Annotated in this window: 19 protein-coding genes; 6 read left to right on the top strand and 13 right to left on the bottom strand. The window is 68.6% G+C overall.

All coding sequences use genetic code 11. The annotated features are described in order from the left end of the window. The 3 genes from AB0L97_RS20970 to AB0L97_RS20980 all read right to left on the bottom strand — a co-directional run. The coding region (locus AB0L97_RS20970) for a hypothetical protein (RefSeq protein ID WP_364431974.1) at positions 1–775 on the bottom strand (775 nt) is incomplete at its 3' end. Next, positions 772–1146 carry a hypothetical protein gene (locus AB0L97_RS20975; RefSeq protein WP_355072299.1) on the bottom strand — a complete coding sequence of 125 codons (375 nt, stop codon included), beginning with the start codon at positions 1144–1146 and terminating at the stop codon, positions 772–774. The genes AB0L97_RS20975 and AB0L97_RS20970, both read right to left, overlap by 4 nt. A gap of 93 nt (positions 1147–1239) precedes the next feature. Then, positions 1240–1944, bottom strand: coding sequence for an ESX secretion-associated protein EspG (locus AB0L97_RS20980; protein WP_355072300.1), 705 nt, complete (start codon positions 1942–1944; stop codon positions 1240–1242). Positions 1945–2182: 238 nt separating this feature from the next. Between AB0L97_RS20980 and AB0L97_RS20985 the strand changes: the two genes are divergently transcribed. Then, entirely contained in the window at positions 2183–2536 is a 354-nt protein-coding gene (locus AB0L97_RS20985) for a hypothetical protein (RefSeq protein WP_364431979.1), read from the top strand. A 34-nt stretch (positions 2537–2570) separates the two neighbouring features. Here the strand turns inward: AB0L97_RS20985 and AB0L97_RS20990 are convergent, their stop codons facing one another. From AB0L97_RS20990 to AB0L97_RS21015, 6 genes are all read right to left on the bottom strand, one after another. Continuing rightward, complete coding sequence (locus tag AB0L97_RS20990) at positions 2571–3665, bottom strand: methyltransferase (protein ID WP_364431982.1); 1095 nt, start codon at positions 3663–3665, stop codon at positions 2571–2573. A gap of 39 nt (positions 3666–3704) precedes the next feature. Continuing rightward, complete coding sequence (locus tag AB0L97_RS20995; RefSeq protein WP_355072306.1) at positions 3705–4487, bottom strand: MerR family transcriptional regulator; 783 nt, start codon at positions 4485–4487, stop codon at positions 3705–3707. 95 nt (positions 4488–4582) lie between these two features. Next, the gene (locus AB0L97_RS21000) at positions 4583–6088 is read right to left on the bottom strand and encodes an NAD(P)/FAD-dependent oxidoreductase (RefSeq protein ID WP_355072308.1); all 1506 of its coding nucleotides are present in this window, start codon (positions 6086–6088) and stop codon (positions 4583–4585) included. Positions 6089–6099: 11 nt separating this feature from the next. Next, a complete protein-coding gene (locus tag AB0L97_RS21005) occupies positions 6100–7020 on the bottom strand; it encodes a ferritin-like domain-containing protein (RefSeq protein WP_355072954.1) in 921 nt (306 codons plus the stop codon). 10 nt (positions 7021–7030) lie between these two features. Beyond that, complete coding sequence (locus AB0L97_RS21010; RefSeq protein ID WP_364431987.1) at positions 7031–7933, bottom strand: SDR family NAD(P)-dependent oxidoreductase; 903 nt, start codon at positions 7931–7933, stop codon at positions 7031–7033. A 1-nt stretch (position 7934) separates the two neighbouring features. Further along, on the bottom strand, positions 7935–8921 hold the full coding sequence (locus AB0L97_RS21015; RefSeq protein ID WP_355072312.1) for an alpha/beta hydrolase: 987 nt from the start codon (positions 8919–8921) through the stop codon (positions 7935–7937). Positions 8922–9003: 82 nt separating this feature from the next. On the opposite strand from AB0L97_RS21015, the gene AB0L97_RS21020 reads away from it, so the two are divergent. Further along, a complete protein-coding gene (locus tag AB0L97_RS21020; RefSeq protein WP_364431990.1) occupies positions 9004–9501 on the top strand; it encodes a GrpB family protein in 498 nt (165 codons plus the stop codon). A gap of 35 nt (positions 9502–9536) precedes the next feature. On the opposite strand, the gene AB0L97_RS21025 is transcribed toward AB0L97_RS21020, so the two are convergent. Both AB0L97_RS21025 and ligD read right to left on the bottom strand, forming a co-directional pair. Beyond that, positions 9537–10487 carry a D-isomer specific 2-hydroxyacid dehydrogenase family protein gene (locus tag AB0L97_RS21025; RefSeq protein ID WP_356966473.1) on the bottom strand — a complete coding sequence of 317 codons (951 nt, stop codon included), beginning with the start codon at positions 10485–10487 and terminating at the stop codon, positions 9537–9539. A 78-nt stretch (positions 10488–10565) separates the two neighbouring features. Continuing rightward, positions 10566–11534, bottom strand: coding sequence for a non-homologous end-joining DNA ligase (gene ligD, locus AB0L97_RS21030; protein WP_364431994.1), 969 nt, complete (start codon positions 11532–11534; stop codon positions 10566–10568). A 111-nt stretch (positions 11535–11645) separates the two neighbouring features. On the opposite strand from ligD, the gene AB0L97_RS21035 reads away from it, so the two are divergent. From AB0L97_RS21035 to AB0L97_RS21045, 3 genes are read left to right on the top strand one after another with little or no spacing between them, the layout of a single operon-like run. Next, on the top strand, positions 11646–11891 hold the full coding sequence (locus tag AB0L97_RS21035) for a hypothetical protein (RefSeq protein WP_364431997.1): 246 nt from the start codon (positions 11646–11648) through the stop codon (positions 11889–11891). Then, the gene (locus tag AB0L97_RS21040; protein WP_355072321.1) at positions 11888–12196 is read left to right on the top strand and encodes a hypothetical protein; all 309 of its coding nucleotides are present in this window, start codon (positions 11888–11890) and stop codon (positions 12194–12196) included. The genes AB0L97_RS21035 and AB0L97_RS21040 overlap by 4 nt, the downstream gene beginning before the upstream one ends. Before the next feature lie 47 nt (positions 12197–12243). Further along, positions 12244–12981 carry a contact-dependent growth inhibition system immunity protein gene (locus AB0L97_RS21045; RefSeq protein ID WP_364432002.1) on the top strand — a complete coding sequence of 246 codons (738 nt, stop codon included), beginning with the start codon at positions 12244–12246 and terminating at the stop codon, positions 12979–12981. Between the two features lie 144 nt (positions 12982–13125). Here the strand turns inward: AB0L97_RS21045 and AB0L97_RS21050 are convergent, their stop codons facing one another. Continuing rightward, positions 13126–15240 (bottom strand): RecQ family ATP-dependent DNA helicase, encoded by a 2115-nt coding sequence (locus AB0L97_RS21050; protein ID WP_364432005.1) that lies wholly within the window; start codon positions 15238–15240, stop codon positions 13126–13128. Positions 15241–15389: 149 nt separating this feature from the next. Then, a complete protein-coding gene (locus AB0L97_RS21055; protein WP_355072327.1) occupies positions 15390–16316 on the bottom strand; it encodes an alpha/beta hydrolase in 927 nt (308 codons plus the stop codon). Between the two features lie 106 nt (positions 16317–16422). On the opposite strand from AB0L97_RS21055, the gene AB0L97_RS21060 reads away from it, so the two are divergent. Continuing rightward, on the top strand, positions 16423–16905 hold the full coding sequence (locus tag AB0L97_RS21060) for a hypothetical protein (RefSeq protein ID WP_364432009.1): 483 nt from the start codon (positions 16423–16425) through the stop codon (positions 16903–16905). Positions 16906–16953 lie beyond the last annotated feature (48 nt).

Genomic DNA, 16953 nt, shown 5'->3' on the forward strand with positions numbered 1-16953 from the left:
GCGTGGACGGCGCTTGCTGTGGCGGCGGAGCCTGCTGGGTGGGCGGCGCCGAAGGCGTCTGTTGCGGATCCGGCTTCGGCCCGGGCGGTGTCGAATTATGCGACGGTGCGGGCGATTCCGGTGCGGCAGGCGCGGGTTGCGTTGTTCCAGGCGACCATTGGTTGTTCGGCGATGTCTGCTCGGGCGCCGAGTGTCGCGGCGTGCCGGGTGAGACCGCCTGCGGCGCGGACGGCGCCGTGGCGGCGGGTGGTGCCGGCAGCGCGGGCACCGCGGATCCCGCCGTGGAATAGGCGGGTTTGTAGACCATGTTCATCGCGAGCACGGCCTCTTGGCGCAGCGCCTCCTGCGCCATTTGCGCGTCGATGACGTGCGCCGCCTCCAGCAACTGCGCGATCGCGCCGACCGGTCCGGAAGCGCCGGGCGGCACCACCGCGAGTTTCACCGCCTCGGCGGCCGCGGCGACCCCGCCGAGGCGGGCGCCCACTTGACCGAGCACCGCCGCCAGCTCGTCGGCCGACGCCGCGAAGCTGCGTGCGCAAGCCTGAGCGGCGTCGGCGGCGGCGCCTTTCCAGTCCGCCGCGTCCATCACGCGATCGACGCCGCCGTGGGTGAGTGGGAACGACGTGGTGAGCGTGCCGGCCGCGTCGAGCCAGATGGTCGACGCGTGCAGCACCTGCGCGGGATCGATCTGCTGTGCCTTCGCGTAGATCTCGTCGTGCCGCATCGACTCGAAATGCTCCATCGAGTTGATGTAGGTGGGATCGGAACCGGTCATCGGGGCAACCTCGTCCGGACCGCGCGCAGGGCGGCGGCGCTCGCGGCGTCGGCCTCTTCGAACAGTCCTCCGCTGATCAAGAACGCTTCCTTCATGCGGTAGGCCGCTTCGATGTAGTGGTCGAGCAGCGCCGCCGCGTCACGCGCTTTGTGGCTGAATCCCGCCTGCAACTGCTGGGCGGAGACGAATCCACCGAAACCGCCTAGATCCGCGGCGGATTCGAGACTCTGCTGTAGGTGGATCAGCCGATCGGCCTGCCGTTCGTACATTTCGGCGCACTGCCGAGCCGCCGCCGGATCGAACTGGACGGTCCCGGCCTGCGCGGCCTCCTTGAATCGGGCGATATCGGCTCGGCTGGTATCGATCGTCATCGCTCACCCCTGAGATCGGTCGGTCTGCCCCAGACTAACCGGAAGCCCAGCGCCGGGTCAGCAATAGTCGGCGGCAGTGGTCACCAAAGTGGGCTATATCGGTATGCGCTTTTGCAATTGGGTCGCGATCTGATCAGCGGAGGCGGGCGCGATGCGCACCTCGTCGCCCGCTTTGATCAGATATCTTCCGTCGTCGCGCACATCGATCCAGGTGTAATGGATCGGCGGGGGCTGGGTCGGTCGATCGAGCCGCGACTCGATCCTGATGTGGCCCTCGGCGGTATGCGGCTCCAGCAGCAACTTGCGAATCCGCGGCGCTGCTTGCTGCCGCGCGGTCACGGTCTCTCGGTCGCGCACGGCGGCCCCGGACGCGACGCGAGCGGGTTCGCGGCCCGCGGGGGTCTTCGGCAGCAGCGCCGCGATCCGCCGGCCCAGTTTGGCGCTGTGCCCGATCGAAATGCGCACGCGACCACCGAAATCCGGAATCGCGCCGGGTTCCTGCACCGCGAGCACGGCACGATCGTAGATGGCGGCGGCCAGCAACCGCAGTTCGCCGCCCGGCTGGTGTGTACCACCGATGGCAACGATCCTGGTATGCGGCCTGGCCAGAATGCGCAGACATGCCGAAAGGTCGGGGTCGGAGCCCAGCGGCAGCCGTTCGGCGAGGGCGATGCGCAACTTCTCGGCGTCGTCCTCGGTTCTGGGCGTCTCCAGGATGCGCAGCGGGTAGGGGTGGCGATCCAGGTCGGTCTCGCGCCAGATATGGGCGAACTCGTCCGGAGTGAAGGTCCATTCCACGGCCGAATCACATCCTCACCGAACCAGCCAATGCTGTTCGTAGCCTAGCGGTCTCGACGCCGGACGGGGGAACTCCCGCGGGGAGACGCCACGGCCTCGCCGGATGGGTTCGGTATCCGCCCTGGAGAAACAGTATTTGCGCGGCGGTGTCGTGCTCGACCGTCCCCTTCGATTCTGCTGAAATAGTGGAAGAGCACGGCAGCGACCGGGTAGGGCTGAGATCTGCCGAGGAGGTATTGTGGTGCACACCATGATGCGGCGAGTGGGCGCGGGAACCGTTCTGTTGTTCCTCGCGGGTGGCCTCGCCTGGGTCGGAGCCGGGTCCGCCGCAGCGGAGCCCGCGGGCTGCTATGTCGACCGTGGCGTCACGGACGCGGCCGCCTTGTGCCACAGCGGTGAGGGAGCGTCGGTGCTGGAAGCCGAATGCCTCGGTTTCTTCCTGCCGTCGGAGCGGTCCGGGCCGGTGTTCGGCTACTACAGCGGCTTCGAGTCGCGGCAGACGCCGGTCGGCAAGCCGATGCGGGCCACCTGTGTGGCCGACGGCGCCGTGGGGATCGCCACGCTGGCGTTCGTCGTCCCGGCCACGTCGTAGCGCCGCCGAGCGGCAACGCGTCCGGCGAGCGGGTTCAGCTCGGCCTGGCCTCGAGCACGTTGTCCGGGGAAGCCGTCGGTACGCGCTGGGTCAGCGTGAATCCGTTCCTGGCGAGGAAGTCGCGGTACTCGGCCTCGGTGCGTTCCCGTCCGCCCGCGTTGACCAGCATCTCCAAGTCGATGTACTTGCTCGGGTGCGGTGCGGCGTGTTCAGGGACGACCAGTTCGACGATCAGCAACCGGGCGTCGGGTTCCATGGCCGCGCGCACGGTGCGGAGGATGCGACCGGCGTCCGGTTCGGCCCAGTCGTGCAGGATGTGCTTGAGGATGTAGGCGTCCCCGCCCCTGGGGACGCTGTCGAAGAAGGATCCGCTCTCCACCGCGCAGCGATCGGCGAGACCGAGCGCGGCGAGCCGAGCGGGGGCCGCGGCCACCACTTCGGGCACGTCGAACAGAATGCCACGCGATCGTGGTGCGCGGCGCAGGATCTCGGTGAGCATCGTCCCTTCGCCGCCGCCGACGTCGACCAGGGTCGCGTAGCGGCCGAAATCGTAGGCGGCGAACAGCGGCTCCATCGACAGGGTGCCGATGCTGGTCATCGCGCGGTCGAACAGTACGCCGAGTTCCCGGTCGTGCTGGACGTATTCGAAGAACGGCATCCCGTCGAGCTTCACGCCGACCGGTTCGCCGGTGCGCACGGCGTCGACCAAGTGCGACCAGTGGTTGCGGTGCCCGGGCGAACCGAAGAACAGCACCGCGTCGCGCAACGACACGTCCGAGTCGCGGCACAGGGCTCGCGCCATCGGCGTCAGCGCGTACCGTCCGTCGCGTCGCTGGGTGAAGATGCCGTGGCTGATCAGCAGGCGCAGCAACCGCCGCAGCGCGTCCTCGTCCGCGCCGACCGCCGCCGCGAGGTCCGCGCCCGACCGCGGCCCCGCCGCGAGTGCGTCGGCCACGCCGAGCGCCGCGGCGGCGTGGATGGCCTGCGTGATCCATCCGGCGGCGATCAGCTCCATCAGCGCGAGGTGCCCGGGCACCAGCTTGCGGAACGCGAAGGCCAGGGCGGCGCGCACCGATTCGACGGCCCGTACCAGCGGCAGCGGCGGAATTCTCGGTCGGTCGGACGCCACGGCGACTCCATCCGTCGAAGGTCGGCACTCTGCGCTTGTCTAGGAGGGTACGTCGCGCCCGGATTCGCTGCGCTGTTTCTCTCGCTCGGCGGCGGTGGCGAGATAGTCGCCGAGTTCGCGGCGCAGCGTGACGTCCAGCGAGCGGGCGAGCGTGGCGTGCACCGAGGCGACCGCCAGCTCGCGCATCTTGTTGAGCATCGTTGTGGTCTCGGCGATTTCGCCGCTGGTGTCGGGCATCCAGCCGGGACCGTGCTCGTCGATGATGTGCTGTTTGGCGGCGGTGATCATGATGTGCGTGATGTCATCGATCCGGTCGGCCACCTTGGCATAGATCTCGATGAGCGTGCGCAGTTCCAGACCGTACTCGTGCAGTTCGGCGAACGAGGTGAGCAACTGGGTCTCGGTGAACACCACCGTGTCGCCCTCCAGCCGGACCAGCCGCATCTCGCGCAGCCGGTCGACCAGCTCGTCGGCGTCGGCGCCGAGGATGGTGCCGATCAGCTCGCGGGGCACCTCGAAGGTCTCGTCCTTGGCCCAGGACGCCGTCACGGCGTGTTGCAGGCCGAGTACCTCGGTCAGGTCCTTGCCGGTCTCCCAGCTGGTGATGAAGTCGGCGATGTGCGCGGTGGTGAAACCGCGCTGGAGCAGCGCGTCGATCAAGCGCAGCCGCTCGAGGTGCGCGTCGTCGTAGATGCTGGCCCGGCCGTCCTTGCCGACCGGCGGCGGCAGCAGCCCGCGTTCCTGGTAGGCGCGCACGTTGCGGGTGGTGGTGCCCGCGGCGCGCGCGAGGTCATCGATCCGGTACTCCGGCGTCGACCTCACCTCCCTCGCTGCCCACGGCGCCGAAGGACCGGCGGCGCGCTGTAGAACTCCCTGCGGACCGAGTCTATCGTCCGCGCCGCCGGTGCCTCCGGCACTCAGGAAACCCGTGCCACTCGTTGTCGCCGCTGGTCGGCGGTCGATTCGACCACGAAGTAGTCGTCCAGATCGACCTTGCGCAATTGATGGACGTACTGGGTGGCGAAGCCCGGATACATGGTCGCGTTGAAGCCGTCCTCGGTGAGATACCAGCTGTGGCATCCCGAGTTCCAGGTGGTGGCCGACAGTCTGCGCTGGATGGCGGCGTTGTAGCGGTCCTGCCGGTCGCGCCGCACGTCCAGCATGCGCAGGTCCCGGTCCAGGATGACGCCGATCGCGCCGACGAGGTAGTCGATCTGGGCTTCCATGTAGACCAGCGCCGAGTTGTGTCCCGGGCCGGAATTGGGTCCGAACGTGAGATACAGGTTGGGATATCCGGAAACCGCGACGCTCTTGTAGGCGTAGGCCCCGCGCGACCACTCGTCCGCGAGAACCCGGCCACCGCGTCCGACCACCGGAACGGGCGTCCCGGTTTTGGAGACGTCGAATCCCGTCGCGAAGACGATGCAATCCGCTTGGTGCTCGATGCCTTCCGCGGTGCGGATGCCGTGCTCGGAGATCCGGGCGATCGGCCAGGTGATCAACTTGCAGTTGTCCCGCTGCAGGGCGGGGTAGTAGTCGTCGGTCATCAGCAGGCGTTTGCAGCCGGCCCGGAAGTCCGGAGTGAGCTGGCGGCGCAGCCATGGATCCTTGACCTGCCTGCGCAGCTGCGCCTTGCCGACCAGCTCGACCACCCTGGTCAGCGGCGTGTTCCAGACCACGCCCAGCGCTACCGACTCGTGGCCGTAGAACCAGGCGCGTCGCGCCAGTTGCTCGGCGGCGGGCAGCCGACGGTAGAGCTCCTTGGTCAAGCCGTTGGTCTGCCGATTGATCCGCGGCAGCACCCAGCCGGGAGTGCGCTGGAACACCTTCACCGAGGCGGCCTTGTCGACCAGTTCCGGGATGATCTGGACCGCGCTGGCGCCGGTGCCGACGACCGCGACCCGTTTGCCGGTGAAGTCGTAGTCGTGATCCCAACGGGCGCTGTGGATCTTGTGCCCTCGGTAGGTCTCGATGCCGCGGATGTCCGGAAGACTGGCATTGGCCAGCGGGCCGGACGCCAGCACGACGGTGCGGGCGAGGATCGGGTCCGCGTGGCCGTCGATCGATATCTCCCACACTCCGGCCTGCTCGTCGAACACCATGCCGGAAACGTTGTGGCCGAACCGGATGTGCGGACCGAGCCGGAACTCCGCGGCCATCGCCTCGATGTAGCCGAGGATCTCGTTGCTCCCGGAGTAGGTGCGCGACCAGTTCGGGTTCGGCGCGAAACTGTAGGAGTACAGCCGCGACGGAATATCGCACGCCGCACCGGGATAGGTGTTGTCGCGCCAGGTTCCGCCGATCGCGGTGCCGCGCTCGAGAATCGCGAAATCACGGATTCCGCGTTGCTTCAGCCGGATGGCCGTGCCGATTCCGGCGAATCCGCCGCCGATGACGGCGACGTCGAGGGTGTGCGTACTCATCGGATTCCCTGTCATGCCGCGGGCTCGTAGGTCAGTTCCTTCGACCAGGTCGGGTTGCTGCGCAGCAGCGTCTTCGGCACCAACCCGGTGATCTTCACCAGCGCGTCGGCCACGAGGTGGTAGGGGTGGCCACGGTCGATCACCCAGCTGCCGTGCGTCTTCACGATCTGGTACATCGGCAGCCTGCGGGCGAATTCACTACGCTCGCCCACGTTCGCGTACCGCTTGAGCGCGCCGTAGAGCTTCTCCTCGTCCACGCCCATCGCGACGATGTTGTCGCGCATCTTGTTCAGCAGCGGCACGTAGCTCAGCACGCCGATGATCAGCGAGGGCTTGGCCCAGCCGCCGACCAGGTCGATGAGCAGCTTGCGCATCTCCGCGTGCCCCAGCAGGTCCATCACGGCGAAATCGACCGCCAGATGGCGGGATTCGTCGGAGTTGATCTTCTTGAACGCCTCCTGGCAGACCGGGTCCTCGATCTCGTCCATGATGAACTTGATCAGCGCGCCGTCGAGCGCGACCTCGAGCATCGGGATGACGGTGCCGAGGAACGACAGCGACATGTCGTCGGAGTACTTGTCCAGGAAATCGATCACCAGCTTGACGTTGACGTTCGGCTGCGGGATCTCGTCGCCGTCGAGCATGCCCCACCGGCGCATCAGCGCCAGCTCGGCGTTGGCGTGCTTCTGCTCCTCGGCGTGGAAATAGCGGTAGATCTCGCGCAGCGTCTCGTTCGGCGCCTTCTTGGCCATCGCCGCGAAGCCGCGCGCGCCGACGTTCTCGATCCACATCAGATCGGCCATGAACGGCTTGAGCTTGGCGTGCAGTTCCGGCGTGATCGTCTCGGCGCCCGGAGCGTCCCAATCGATGTCGGCCAGTGCCCACTGGCGGTCCTTGATCTTGCGGAGCATGTCGTCGAAGTCCATCGCGATGGCGGCCATATCAGACTCCTGTCTTGTCGGTGACCGACGTGCGGTCGATGGTGGTCGAGTCCTCTTGTGGCAGCAGCCGCTCCAGGAGCCCGAGGGCAAAGGTGTATTGCGCGGGGAAGTACCGCTTGAGCAGCCAGACGACGTGCGCGTCCAGTTGGGGGAGTACGTAGAGCTGCCCGCGGTCGTGCGCGTCGAGGGCGGTGCGCGCGACGCGCTCGGGGGAGAATCCCGTCCAGCGCATGAGAAAGTCGGCCAGCTGCGCCGATTCCTTGGTGATCCGGCCGTCGCGCGCGACGTTCGTGCGGACGAACGTCGGGCACAGGACGGTGACCGCGACTCCGGAGCCGCTCAGTTCGGCAGCCATGGTCTCCGATAACGACAGCACGCCCGCCTTGGACACGTTGTAGGCGGCCATCGAGGGCGCGGCGGCGAATCCGGCGGCCGAGGCGACGTTGATGATGCCGCCGCGCCCGGCCGTGCGCAGACGCGGAGCGAACACTTCACAGCCGTGCACGACGCCCCAGAGGTTGATGCCCAGGGCCCACTGCCAGTCGTCGAAACCAATGTTTCCCACGGCTTTTCCGCCGATGCCGACGCCGGCGTTGTTGATCACCAGGCTGACCGGGCGGTCGAAAATCGTTTCGGCGAAGCGGGCCAGCAGCTCTACGTCTTCCCGTTGCGCCACGTCGCAGCGGAAGGCGTGCGCGGCGCCAGGGTGATCGCGTTCGATCAGGGCGACCGTCTCGTCGGCGCGCGTCTCATCGATGTCGGCGCAGATCACCCGTCCGCCGCGGGCCGCGATCTCCAGCGCGAACGCCCGGCCGATGCCGCTGCCCGCGCCGGTGACCACGGCTCGCGCGCCGTGCGTGCGCCGGGTGCGGCCCAGGGCCACCAACTTGTCCAATCCGAACATCTCAGCTCACCTTTTCCGTGCCGGAGGTAGCGACCAGCGCCGCGCGCAGGAAGTCGGCGGCGCGGGCGAGAGCCTGGTCGGCTTCGGGCACCACCATGGGAAGGGCCTGGAAGACATGCAGTTGTCCCGGCCAGATCTCGAGTTCGCAGCTGCCGCCCGCGCGCCGGACCATTTCGCACAGCGCCTCTGCGTCGGCGCCGAGCATCTCCGTGCCGCCGACCTGCACCAGGATCGGCGGCAGCGCGAGACCGTGCGGGATGGCCAGCCGCAGGCGCGCCGCGTCGGCGGCGTGGCCGCTGGTGTAGGCCGCGGGCAGCTTGCTCGCGGCGGCGGCCGAGATCAGCGGATCGGTCCGGACGCGTTCCCGCTCGGCCGCCAGGCTCAGGGTGAGGTCGAGCAGCGGGGAGAACATCGCCACGGCCGCGGGCTGCGGCCGTCGGTGCCGTCCGTTCTCGACCAGCAGGTCGAGTGCGAGATGCCCACCCGCGGAGTCGCATGCGATCACCAGGTCTTCCGGGGCGATGCCACGGCCGAGCAGCCAGCGGTAGCCCGCTTCGACGTCGTCGGCCGCGGCCGGGAACCGGTGTTCGGGCGCCAGACGATAGTCGGAGAGGAAGACCGGGAGTCCCGTCTCGGCCGACAGCCGGGCCGCGAGCCCGCGATGGGTGCGAGCCGAGCAGATCACGTAGCCGCTGCCGTGGATGTAGTAGACGGCCCGCGTTCCGAACGGCACCCCCGCCGCCCGAACCCATTCACCGCGCACCGCGCCCGACCGGACCTGAGTGACGGAAGTGCCTGCCGGAACCGGACCGCCGACGGCCATCAGGGTGGCGATGAGCTTACGCGCGAACCAGACACCCGGCGGATTCATCGGAACCGCGCAGTTCAGCGGACGCAGGGTGAGCCTGGTAGCTGCCGCGGCCACAGTGGCGCGTGCCGAGGGCGCGGTGGGAACACCGGGGACCGAGGTCCTCGTCGACCTTGTCATGCGCTAAGAATCAGTGATGAATGTGCCAGTTGTCAATGGCACATTTCTAGAAGGCTGATGTGCGTGCCGGTTACCGTGACGTATGGCGACGTTGGATGACGACGACATAGCGGCGGCGACGGTCGGCGACTTGCGGCCCTACGCGGCCGGGGTGATGCTCGAGGAATACAACCCGGCGTGGCCGGTTCCCCCTCTCGCGGCCAAGGCGGTCATCGACGTCCTGCTACTTGTTCCGGATGCCGCCGCCGAAGTCGCCTATCTATCAGCCCTCGAGGCTGCCGGGTATGAGCTGCGTATCCGGCAACCGGACTGGTACCAGCATCGCTGTTTCGTTCGTCGGGTGGACAGCGGTGCGCGGTGGAACGTGAATCTGCATGTGCTCTCGCCGGAATCGGGAGGGCCCGAGATCGAGCGGATCCTGGCCTTCCGCGACTGGTTGCGCACGCACGAGGACGATCGTGCGTATTACGAACGGACCAAACGGGAACTGACGCAGCGCGAATGGAAGTTCGTGCAGCACTACGCCAACGCCAAGAGCGGAGTCGTCGAGGAAATCCTCGGTCGAGCGTTGTTCGGCTGACACACTCGAATGTTGTTGCGCGCGAAGTGCCTTCGTCAGTACCCGAGCGCGGGATCGATCGGTGCGAGCAGCGGGCGGCGTTCGACGAAGCGCTCGACGTTCGCCTGGACGTGGTCGGCGAAGGCCGCCAAGCGGAGTTGGGGCGGATTCGAATCATGCGGGGTGATAATGGCATTCGGCAGCGACCAGAGCGGATGGCCCGCCGGGAGCGGCTCGGGGTCGGTGACGTCGAGTCCGGCGCCGCCGATCGCGCCGGAGCGCAGCGCGTCGACCAGTGCGTCGGTGTCGACGAGGCTGCCGCGCGCGACGTTGACGATCCAGGAGGACGGCTTGAGCCGCGCGAGTACGTCCGCGCCGATGAGATGCCTGGTGGCGGGCGTGGCGGGCGCGGCGACCACCACGTGATCGGTGTGCGGCCAGACCCGGCCGAGGTGCTCGGCGGAGATCGTCTCTACCGACGGCGGGATGCCTGCGCCGGTGACCGGCCGTCCGCTGCGGTTCACCGCGATGATGTGCGCGCCGAGCGGCACCAGCATCGGGATCAGCGCACGGCCGATGCCGCCCGCGCCGACGATCGTGACGGTCTTGCCGCGCAGCGTGCCGACGTGCGGAAAGAAGTCCTGCTGCCGCCAGTCCGCCGCGCGCAAGTGCTCGGGCAGGTAGCGGACGCCCGCGAGCAGCAGCATGAGCGCGTGCTCGGCCACACTGGCCGCGAAAGCGCCTGCGGCTGAGGTGAATCGCACACCGGGATGCCTGGCGATGACGCCCGCGGTGAACCATTCCTCGATACCGGCGGCCGGGAGCTGCACCCATTCCACGCCTGCGGGCAGTCGCTCCGGGAACTCGCCCGGGCCGCCGACCCAGATCAGCCCTTGCGCCTCGTCGAGATCGGAGACGGCGGCGCCCGCCTCCACCACGGCCTTCTCCACCAGGGTGGGGGCAGGATCGGCGGGGGCGATCGCGATCGTTACTGCCGGCCGGTTCATGGTTGGACCTCCTTCGGAGCAGTAGGACGTGGTCGCGAGCGGGTGGACGTTGCGACCGTAGCACCGCCGGGCGCGGCGCTAGGCCCCGCTCTGCTCGTCGTCGAGCTCCACGTCCACCTTGTCCCGCTCGGCCCACTCCAGGAGAGGATCCAGGTGGAACACCGCGTCATCCATGCCCGCGTGCAGATCGCCGAGTTCGGCGAAGCGAGCGGGGACGGAGGACATGGTGAAGTCGCGCGGATCGATGTCGGGAATCTCGTCCCAGCGTACCGGGGTGGAGACCGTCGCGGCGGGGACGCCGCGCACCGAGTAGGCGGCGGCGATGGTGTGATCGCGCGCGTTCTGGTTGTAGTCGACGAACAGCAGCTTCGGGTCGCGATCGCGCCGCCACCACGTGGTGGTCACGTCATCGGGTGCGCGGCGCTCGACCTCGCGGGCGAACGCCAGCGCCGCCCGGCGCACCTCCTGGAAACCCCAGTGCGGCGCGATCCGGACGTACACGTGCAGGCCGTTGCCGCCGGAGGTCTTCGGCCATCCGACGGCGCCGATCTCGTCGAGGATCTCTTGCACCACCGTCGCGACCCGCTGCACCCGCGACCACGGGCAGTCCGGCATCGGGTCGAGGTCGATGCGCCACTCGTCCGGACGCTCGGTATCGGCGGCGCGGGAATTCCACGGATGGAACTCGACGGTCGACATCTGCACCGCCCAGATGACGTCGGCGAGCTTCTCGACGCACAACTCGTCGGCGTGCCGTCCATAGCGCGGAAAGTACACCCGCACAGTCGGAATCCAGTCCGGCGCGCCCGCGGGAAGCCGCTTCTGATGCACCTTGTCGCCCGCGAGTCCTTTGGGGAACCGGTGCAGCATGCAGGGCCTGCCGCGCAACGCGTTGACGATGCCGTCCCCGACGCTCAGGTAGTACCGCACCAAGTCGAGCTTGGTCGCGCCGGACTCCGGGAAGTAGACGCGGTCGGGGTTGGAGACTTTGAGCGTGTGATCGCCGACCTCTAGCTCGATCGCCGACCCGGTGGATTTGCTGGCCACGGGTCGACTGTAGTGGCCGAGCCGAAGGAAATCCGCGCACGATCGCGCGCCGCCGTGACGGATGTCCCGTACCGGTCCGCGGCGCTGCACCGCTCTGGTATGCATACGGGTATGAGCAAGGCGACGCGCGTGACCGTCACGCTGGATCCACAGGTGGCCGAGTGGGCCAGAGCGGCCGCCGATCGCCAGAACCGCAGCCTGTCGGCGGTGATCAACGCCGCGCTGCGCACCACGCTCGTGCACGACAGCCTGACCGCGTTGACCATCGACGAGGAAGCCGAACTGGCCGCCGCATACGACGACGTGGCGATCACCCAGGCCGCCGCCGCCGACGACGACGCCGACGGCGCCGCATGAGACGCGGTGAGGTCTGGCGCTACGCCCCGACTCTCAGCGACGGCACCCCCTTCCCGCGGCGCATGACAGTGGTGCTGGTGTCCGATTCGGCGGTGATCACTTCGCGCTATCGCTGGTTGCAAGTCGTTCCACTGCGCGACGCCGACCCGGGCCACGTGCTGGCCACCCACACCGAGCACGGCTGGGCCGACACCCTGAAACTGCACCGCGCCTACCGGCCCTGGCTCACCGAACACCTCGGCGTGCTCTCCTTGGAGGAAACGGAATCCCTGGACGCGCGCTTGCGGGCGACGTTGAGTCTGTGACTTCGGCGGACGGGGCACGGGGACGGCGGTGCGGGCAGAATGCCGGGATGAGATCTCCGGGTGACGACGAGTCGCTGATCCTGGGGCTGATCAACGAGTTCTGGGTGGCGGTGGAGCGCGGGATCCCTCGTGAGATGGCCGCGTTGATGTGCGCCGAGGAAGCCGAGCAGTTCTTGGACAATGTGCCCGATCCCGACTATGACGAGCCGTCTGGTGAGCCGATCGGTGAGCCTACTTTCGAGGTTTCGGGCCTCCGCCTCTTCGGAGATGTCGCCTTCGCGCGAATCGTTCATGCACCGGACAACGTCGCTACTCTCTTTTTCCGGTACGAAACCGGGAGATGGACGGTATGCGCGGACGCTGATGAGGATCTGTCGTTGGAGCAGCTCGAGGACGACGTGTGGCCCACGATGCCTGCGGATGCGAGCGGTCTGATGCGTACTGTGCATGAGCTGCGGCGCAAGCCGATCGGGCGTCTGACCGACGAAGATGTTCGTCGTCTTCTGCAGCAGAACGAAGGCGTCGATGTCCTACTGCCGCGTGTGTTACACCAGTTGCAATGGAATCCACTGGCCGGAGGCGACCTTTTTCCTGGTGACCTGCTGGTCGCGACGCTGCGAGTCGGCCAGGAACATTGGCGGCGGGACCCGGTCGCGGTCACTCGCATACGAATCGTCATCGACAAGGTCCGTGACCTGGGTGATTTGACCGAACACGGTGCACCGCACGAAGAGATCTGGCACCGCATCACAGATTTTCTGACCGATCCGCCCGGCAACGACTAGCAGCTACGGTCCAGGACGTTCAGCGGGGCGAAGCCTACGAACCGGCGTTGCAGGCGTGCCGGATGGATGCCGGTGGAGCGTGTTCGACGGCGTGCGGCTTCTTCGTTGGGCAGAAGACCCGCACGCGTTCGCTGGGTGTCGTCGTTATGTCGGTGTGGCCAAGGCGAAGGGGAGGATGGCGGCGGCGCCGGCTGCTCGGAGGGCGTGGGCGGCGACGGTGAAGGTCCAGCCGGTGTCGGTGATGGCGTCCACCAGCAAGATCGGGCCCGGTACTCGGGTCAGGTCGCGGATCTCCCAGGAATCGAAGAGTCCGGCGACGCGATGCGCGGAGTTCGCCGCCGAGACGGGCGGTCGGTCCGGGCGGGTGCGCAGCGTGCCGAGGTCGTGCAGGCGGCCGACTTCGGCGAGGCGGGCGGCGAGGGTGGCGGTGAGCACGGGGTGGCGTGGCGATTCCAGGGCGAGCACCGAGGTCGGGCGGGCGGCCCAATCCCACTCGCGCAGAACGGCGACGCAGGCGTCGAAGACCGCGTCGGGAACCGGGTCGTCGGGGCCGTCGAGCAGCGCGCGCAGTCGCTGCCCCCAGCCGAGGTCGGTCAGCCTGCCGAGAACACGACCGGTCTCGGCTCCGCCGGATATCTTGCCGGACAAAGGGATTCCCAGCTTGGCCATACCGGTGGGCCACTGCTTGCGCGGCGCGAGATCGAGGCCGGGACGATCGAGCCGGGCCTTGGTCGCGGCCACCGCGTCGGCGGCGACAGTGCGGTCGGGGCGGTGGCCGGTGCAGTTGTCGCAGCGGCCGCAGCCGGGCGAATCCGTGGACAAACCCGGGTCGTCGAGCTGGCGGCGCAGGAATTCCATGCGGCAACCGGCGGTCGATTGATAGTCGATCATGGCCTGCTGCTCGGCCTCGCGGGCGATGGACAGGCGCTCGTACCGTTCGGTGTCATAGGTCCACGGCCGGCCCGTGGCGATCCAGCCGCCGCGCACGCGGCGCACCGCGCCGTCCACGTCGAGCACCTTCAACACCATCTCCAGCCGGGAGCGGTTCAACTCCACCAGCGGTTCCAACGCCGCGGTGGACAACGCCCGGTCGGATTCCAGCGCGTCGAGCACGGCACGCACGATGTGCTCGCGGGGAAAGGCGACGGAGGCGAAGTAGCTCCAGATCCGCGCGTCCTCGGGGCCGGGAAGCAGGATCACCTCGGCCCGGTCGGTGCCCCGCCCCGCGCGTCCCACTTGCTGGTAGTAGGCGATGGGCGAGGACGGCGCACCGATGTGCACCACGAATCCCAGATCGGGTTTGTCGAAGCCCATGCCGAGCGCGGAGGTGGCGATGAGCGCCTTCACCTCGTTGTTCAACAGCGCCGCTTCGAGCGCCTCGCGTTCGGCCGGGTCGGTCTGGCCCGTATAGGCGGCGACGGTGTGGCCGTGTGAGTTCAGCACGTCGGCCAGATCGTGCGCGGCGGCGACGGTGAGCGTGTAGACGATGCCGGAGCCGGGCAGCCGGTCGAGGTGCCCGCCGAGCCAGGCGGTGCGCTCCACGGCATCGTCGAAGCGGACCACCGACAGGTGCAGCGACTCGCGATCCAGCGTGCCGCGCAGCACCAGGGTGTCGGTGCCGATCTGGGTGGCGACATCGGTGACCACCCGGTCGTTGGCCGTCGCGGTGGTGGCGAGGACCGGGACGTCCGAGCCCAGGTCGGCGATCAGCGTCCGGATGCGCCGGTAGTCCGGCCGGAAGTCGTGGCCCCAGTCCGACACACAGTGCGCTTCATCGATCACCACCAGCCCGGCGTCGGCCGCGAGCCGGGGCAACACCTGATCCCGGAAATCCGGATTGTTCAATCGCTCCGGGCTGACCAGCAGCACGTCGACCGCACCGGCGGCGACCTGTGCGTGGATCTCGTCCCACTCGGTGACATTGCCCGAGTTGATGGTCGCGGCGACCACTCCCGCGCGCTGTGCCGCCGCGACCTGGTTGCGCATCAGCGCGAGCAGCGGCGACACGATCACCGTGGGCCCGCGCCCGGCCCTGCGCAGCAGCTTGGCGGCGATGAAGTACACCGCCGACTTGCCCCAGCCGGTGCGCTGCACGACCAGCGCCCTGCGCCGCCGTACGACGAGCGCTTCGATCGCGGTCCACTGATCCTCCCGCAGCGCGGCGCCCGCCCCGGCCAGCTCGCGCAGCAGCTGTTCGGCGTGCTCGCGCAGGTCGGGGGCCGTGAGGTCGATCGGAGACGCGTCGGTGGCCGTGGTCATGCGGTCCATCGTGCCCGACGCCACCGACAGGCGGCGTCGGGGCGCCGGTGTGGCGATCGGTCAGCCGCGCGCGGCGCCTTCCGGCCACACGATCTCCACGGGCACGGCACTCGCCGTGGCGGGTGCGCATCCTCGACGTGAGGGCGTGATCAGGCGGATCGCGCGGTGGCGGCCGCCAACTCGGCCAGCCGGGCACGGACCAGATCCGGACGTTCCTCGAGAATGAAGTGGCCGCAGCCCCGCACCGGTTCCAGGCGGTAGTCGTCGGCACGCGCGGTCTCCTCGGCGGCGAGCGAAGGATGGACCGCCGCGTCCTCGACTCCGAACAGGGTGCGGATCGGAATCTTCGCTCGACGTCGTTCGCCGTGTCCGGCCGAGCGCGGAACTTCGCGCAGCAGGAAAGTGCGGTAGGTGTCGGTCGCCGTGCGGGCACAGACGGGGTCGCGGAAACGGTCCGCGTAGACGCGAATCGCCTCGGGTCCGAACTTCTCGCGATCGCGTACGGCGCCGGCGAAGACGAGGTCCAGAAAGCGGGTGCGCTGGTGCAGGTAGGTGCCGAACGCCGCGACGGCGGGTTGATAGAGCAGGAACCGCCACGCGTGCGGGAGGAAAGTGCGCGGTGTCTGCCACGGGTGGGCGATGTTGAGCGCCAGCAGCGCGTCGAATCGCTCCGGCTCGCGCAGCACGAGCAGGTGGGCGATGTAACCGCCCCAGTCGTGGCCGACCAGCAGCACGCGCTTCAGGCCGAGCGCGTCCAGCAATGCGAGCAGGTCGGAGGCGACTTCGTCCTTGGCCCACCGGTGCGGCGCGGGACCGGACCAGCCGTAGCCGGGTAGGTCGGGCGCGATGATCCGCAGTCCGTCCGGCGGGTCGGCGAGCAGGTGACGATAGGCGTAATGATGCTCGGGCCAGCCGTGCAAGGCCAACACGGGGCGGCCATCCGTCGGTCCCGCCTCGGTGACGTGGAAACGCACCCCGCGAGCGGTGACATAGGAACGCCGCACGCCGGGGATCTCCGGCGGGCCGGCCGCCGCGTCCGCAGGAGCGGGTGAGAAGAACGAGGGCCGCCAGGGCATATCCGATGGTATCCAGTACGCCGCCGAGACATCCAGAGCGAAACAGCTCCCGGCGATGGACAATGAAGCCCTGAATCCCCGGTAGGGGGACCGGGAGGAGGCAGCGGTGTCGAGCCACATTCAGCCGCCCGCGGGGTGGGCTCCGCCGGGCGCCGAGTTCCGGACCAGCAACAATGTCTCGCGCACTGTGACGGGCACGCTCGTCGGCCTGTCGGTGACGCCCATCGGGATCGGCCTGGCCGCTCATGGCGGGCTCGGCACCCGGCAGTGGGTGATCCTCGGGGACGAGGGCGACCGCTGGAACTCGAACGCCCAGATGATCGGTGGTGCGTTGCTGTTGTTCCTGGTGGCGCTGCTGGCCGCGTACTCACCCGTCGGCACTGTGATAGCGGGCCTGGTGTGGGGTCTGCTGCCGGGCGCGGTGCAGTCGTTCTTCCCTCACGACCTCTGGCGTCTGATCGAGCAGACGCCGGGGCTGTCGGAGGAATGGCGCCTGGCCCTCTACAACTGGGTGCTGAACGGATGGGGGCTGGTGCTCGGCCTGTTGCTCATCGGAGCCGGGCTCGCCGCCACCTTGCGGCGGCGCTGACCGCGGCCGCACGCCGGGCGAGTCGGTCCGCCCGGCGCGCAGCCGACG

The sequence above is a fragment of the Nocardia sp. NPDC051911 genome (assembly GCF_040681035.1).
GTDB lineage: Bacteria > Actinomycetota > Actinomycetes > Mycobacteriales > Mycobacteriaceae > Nocardia > Nocardia sichangensis.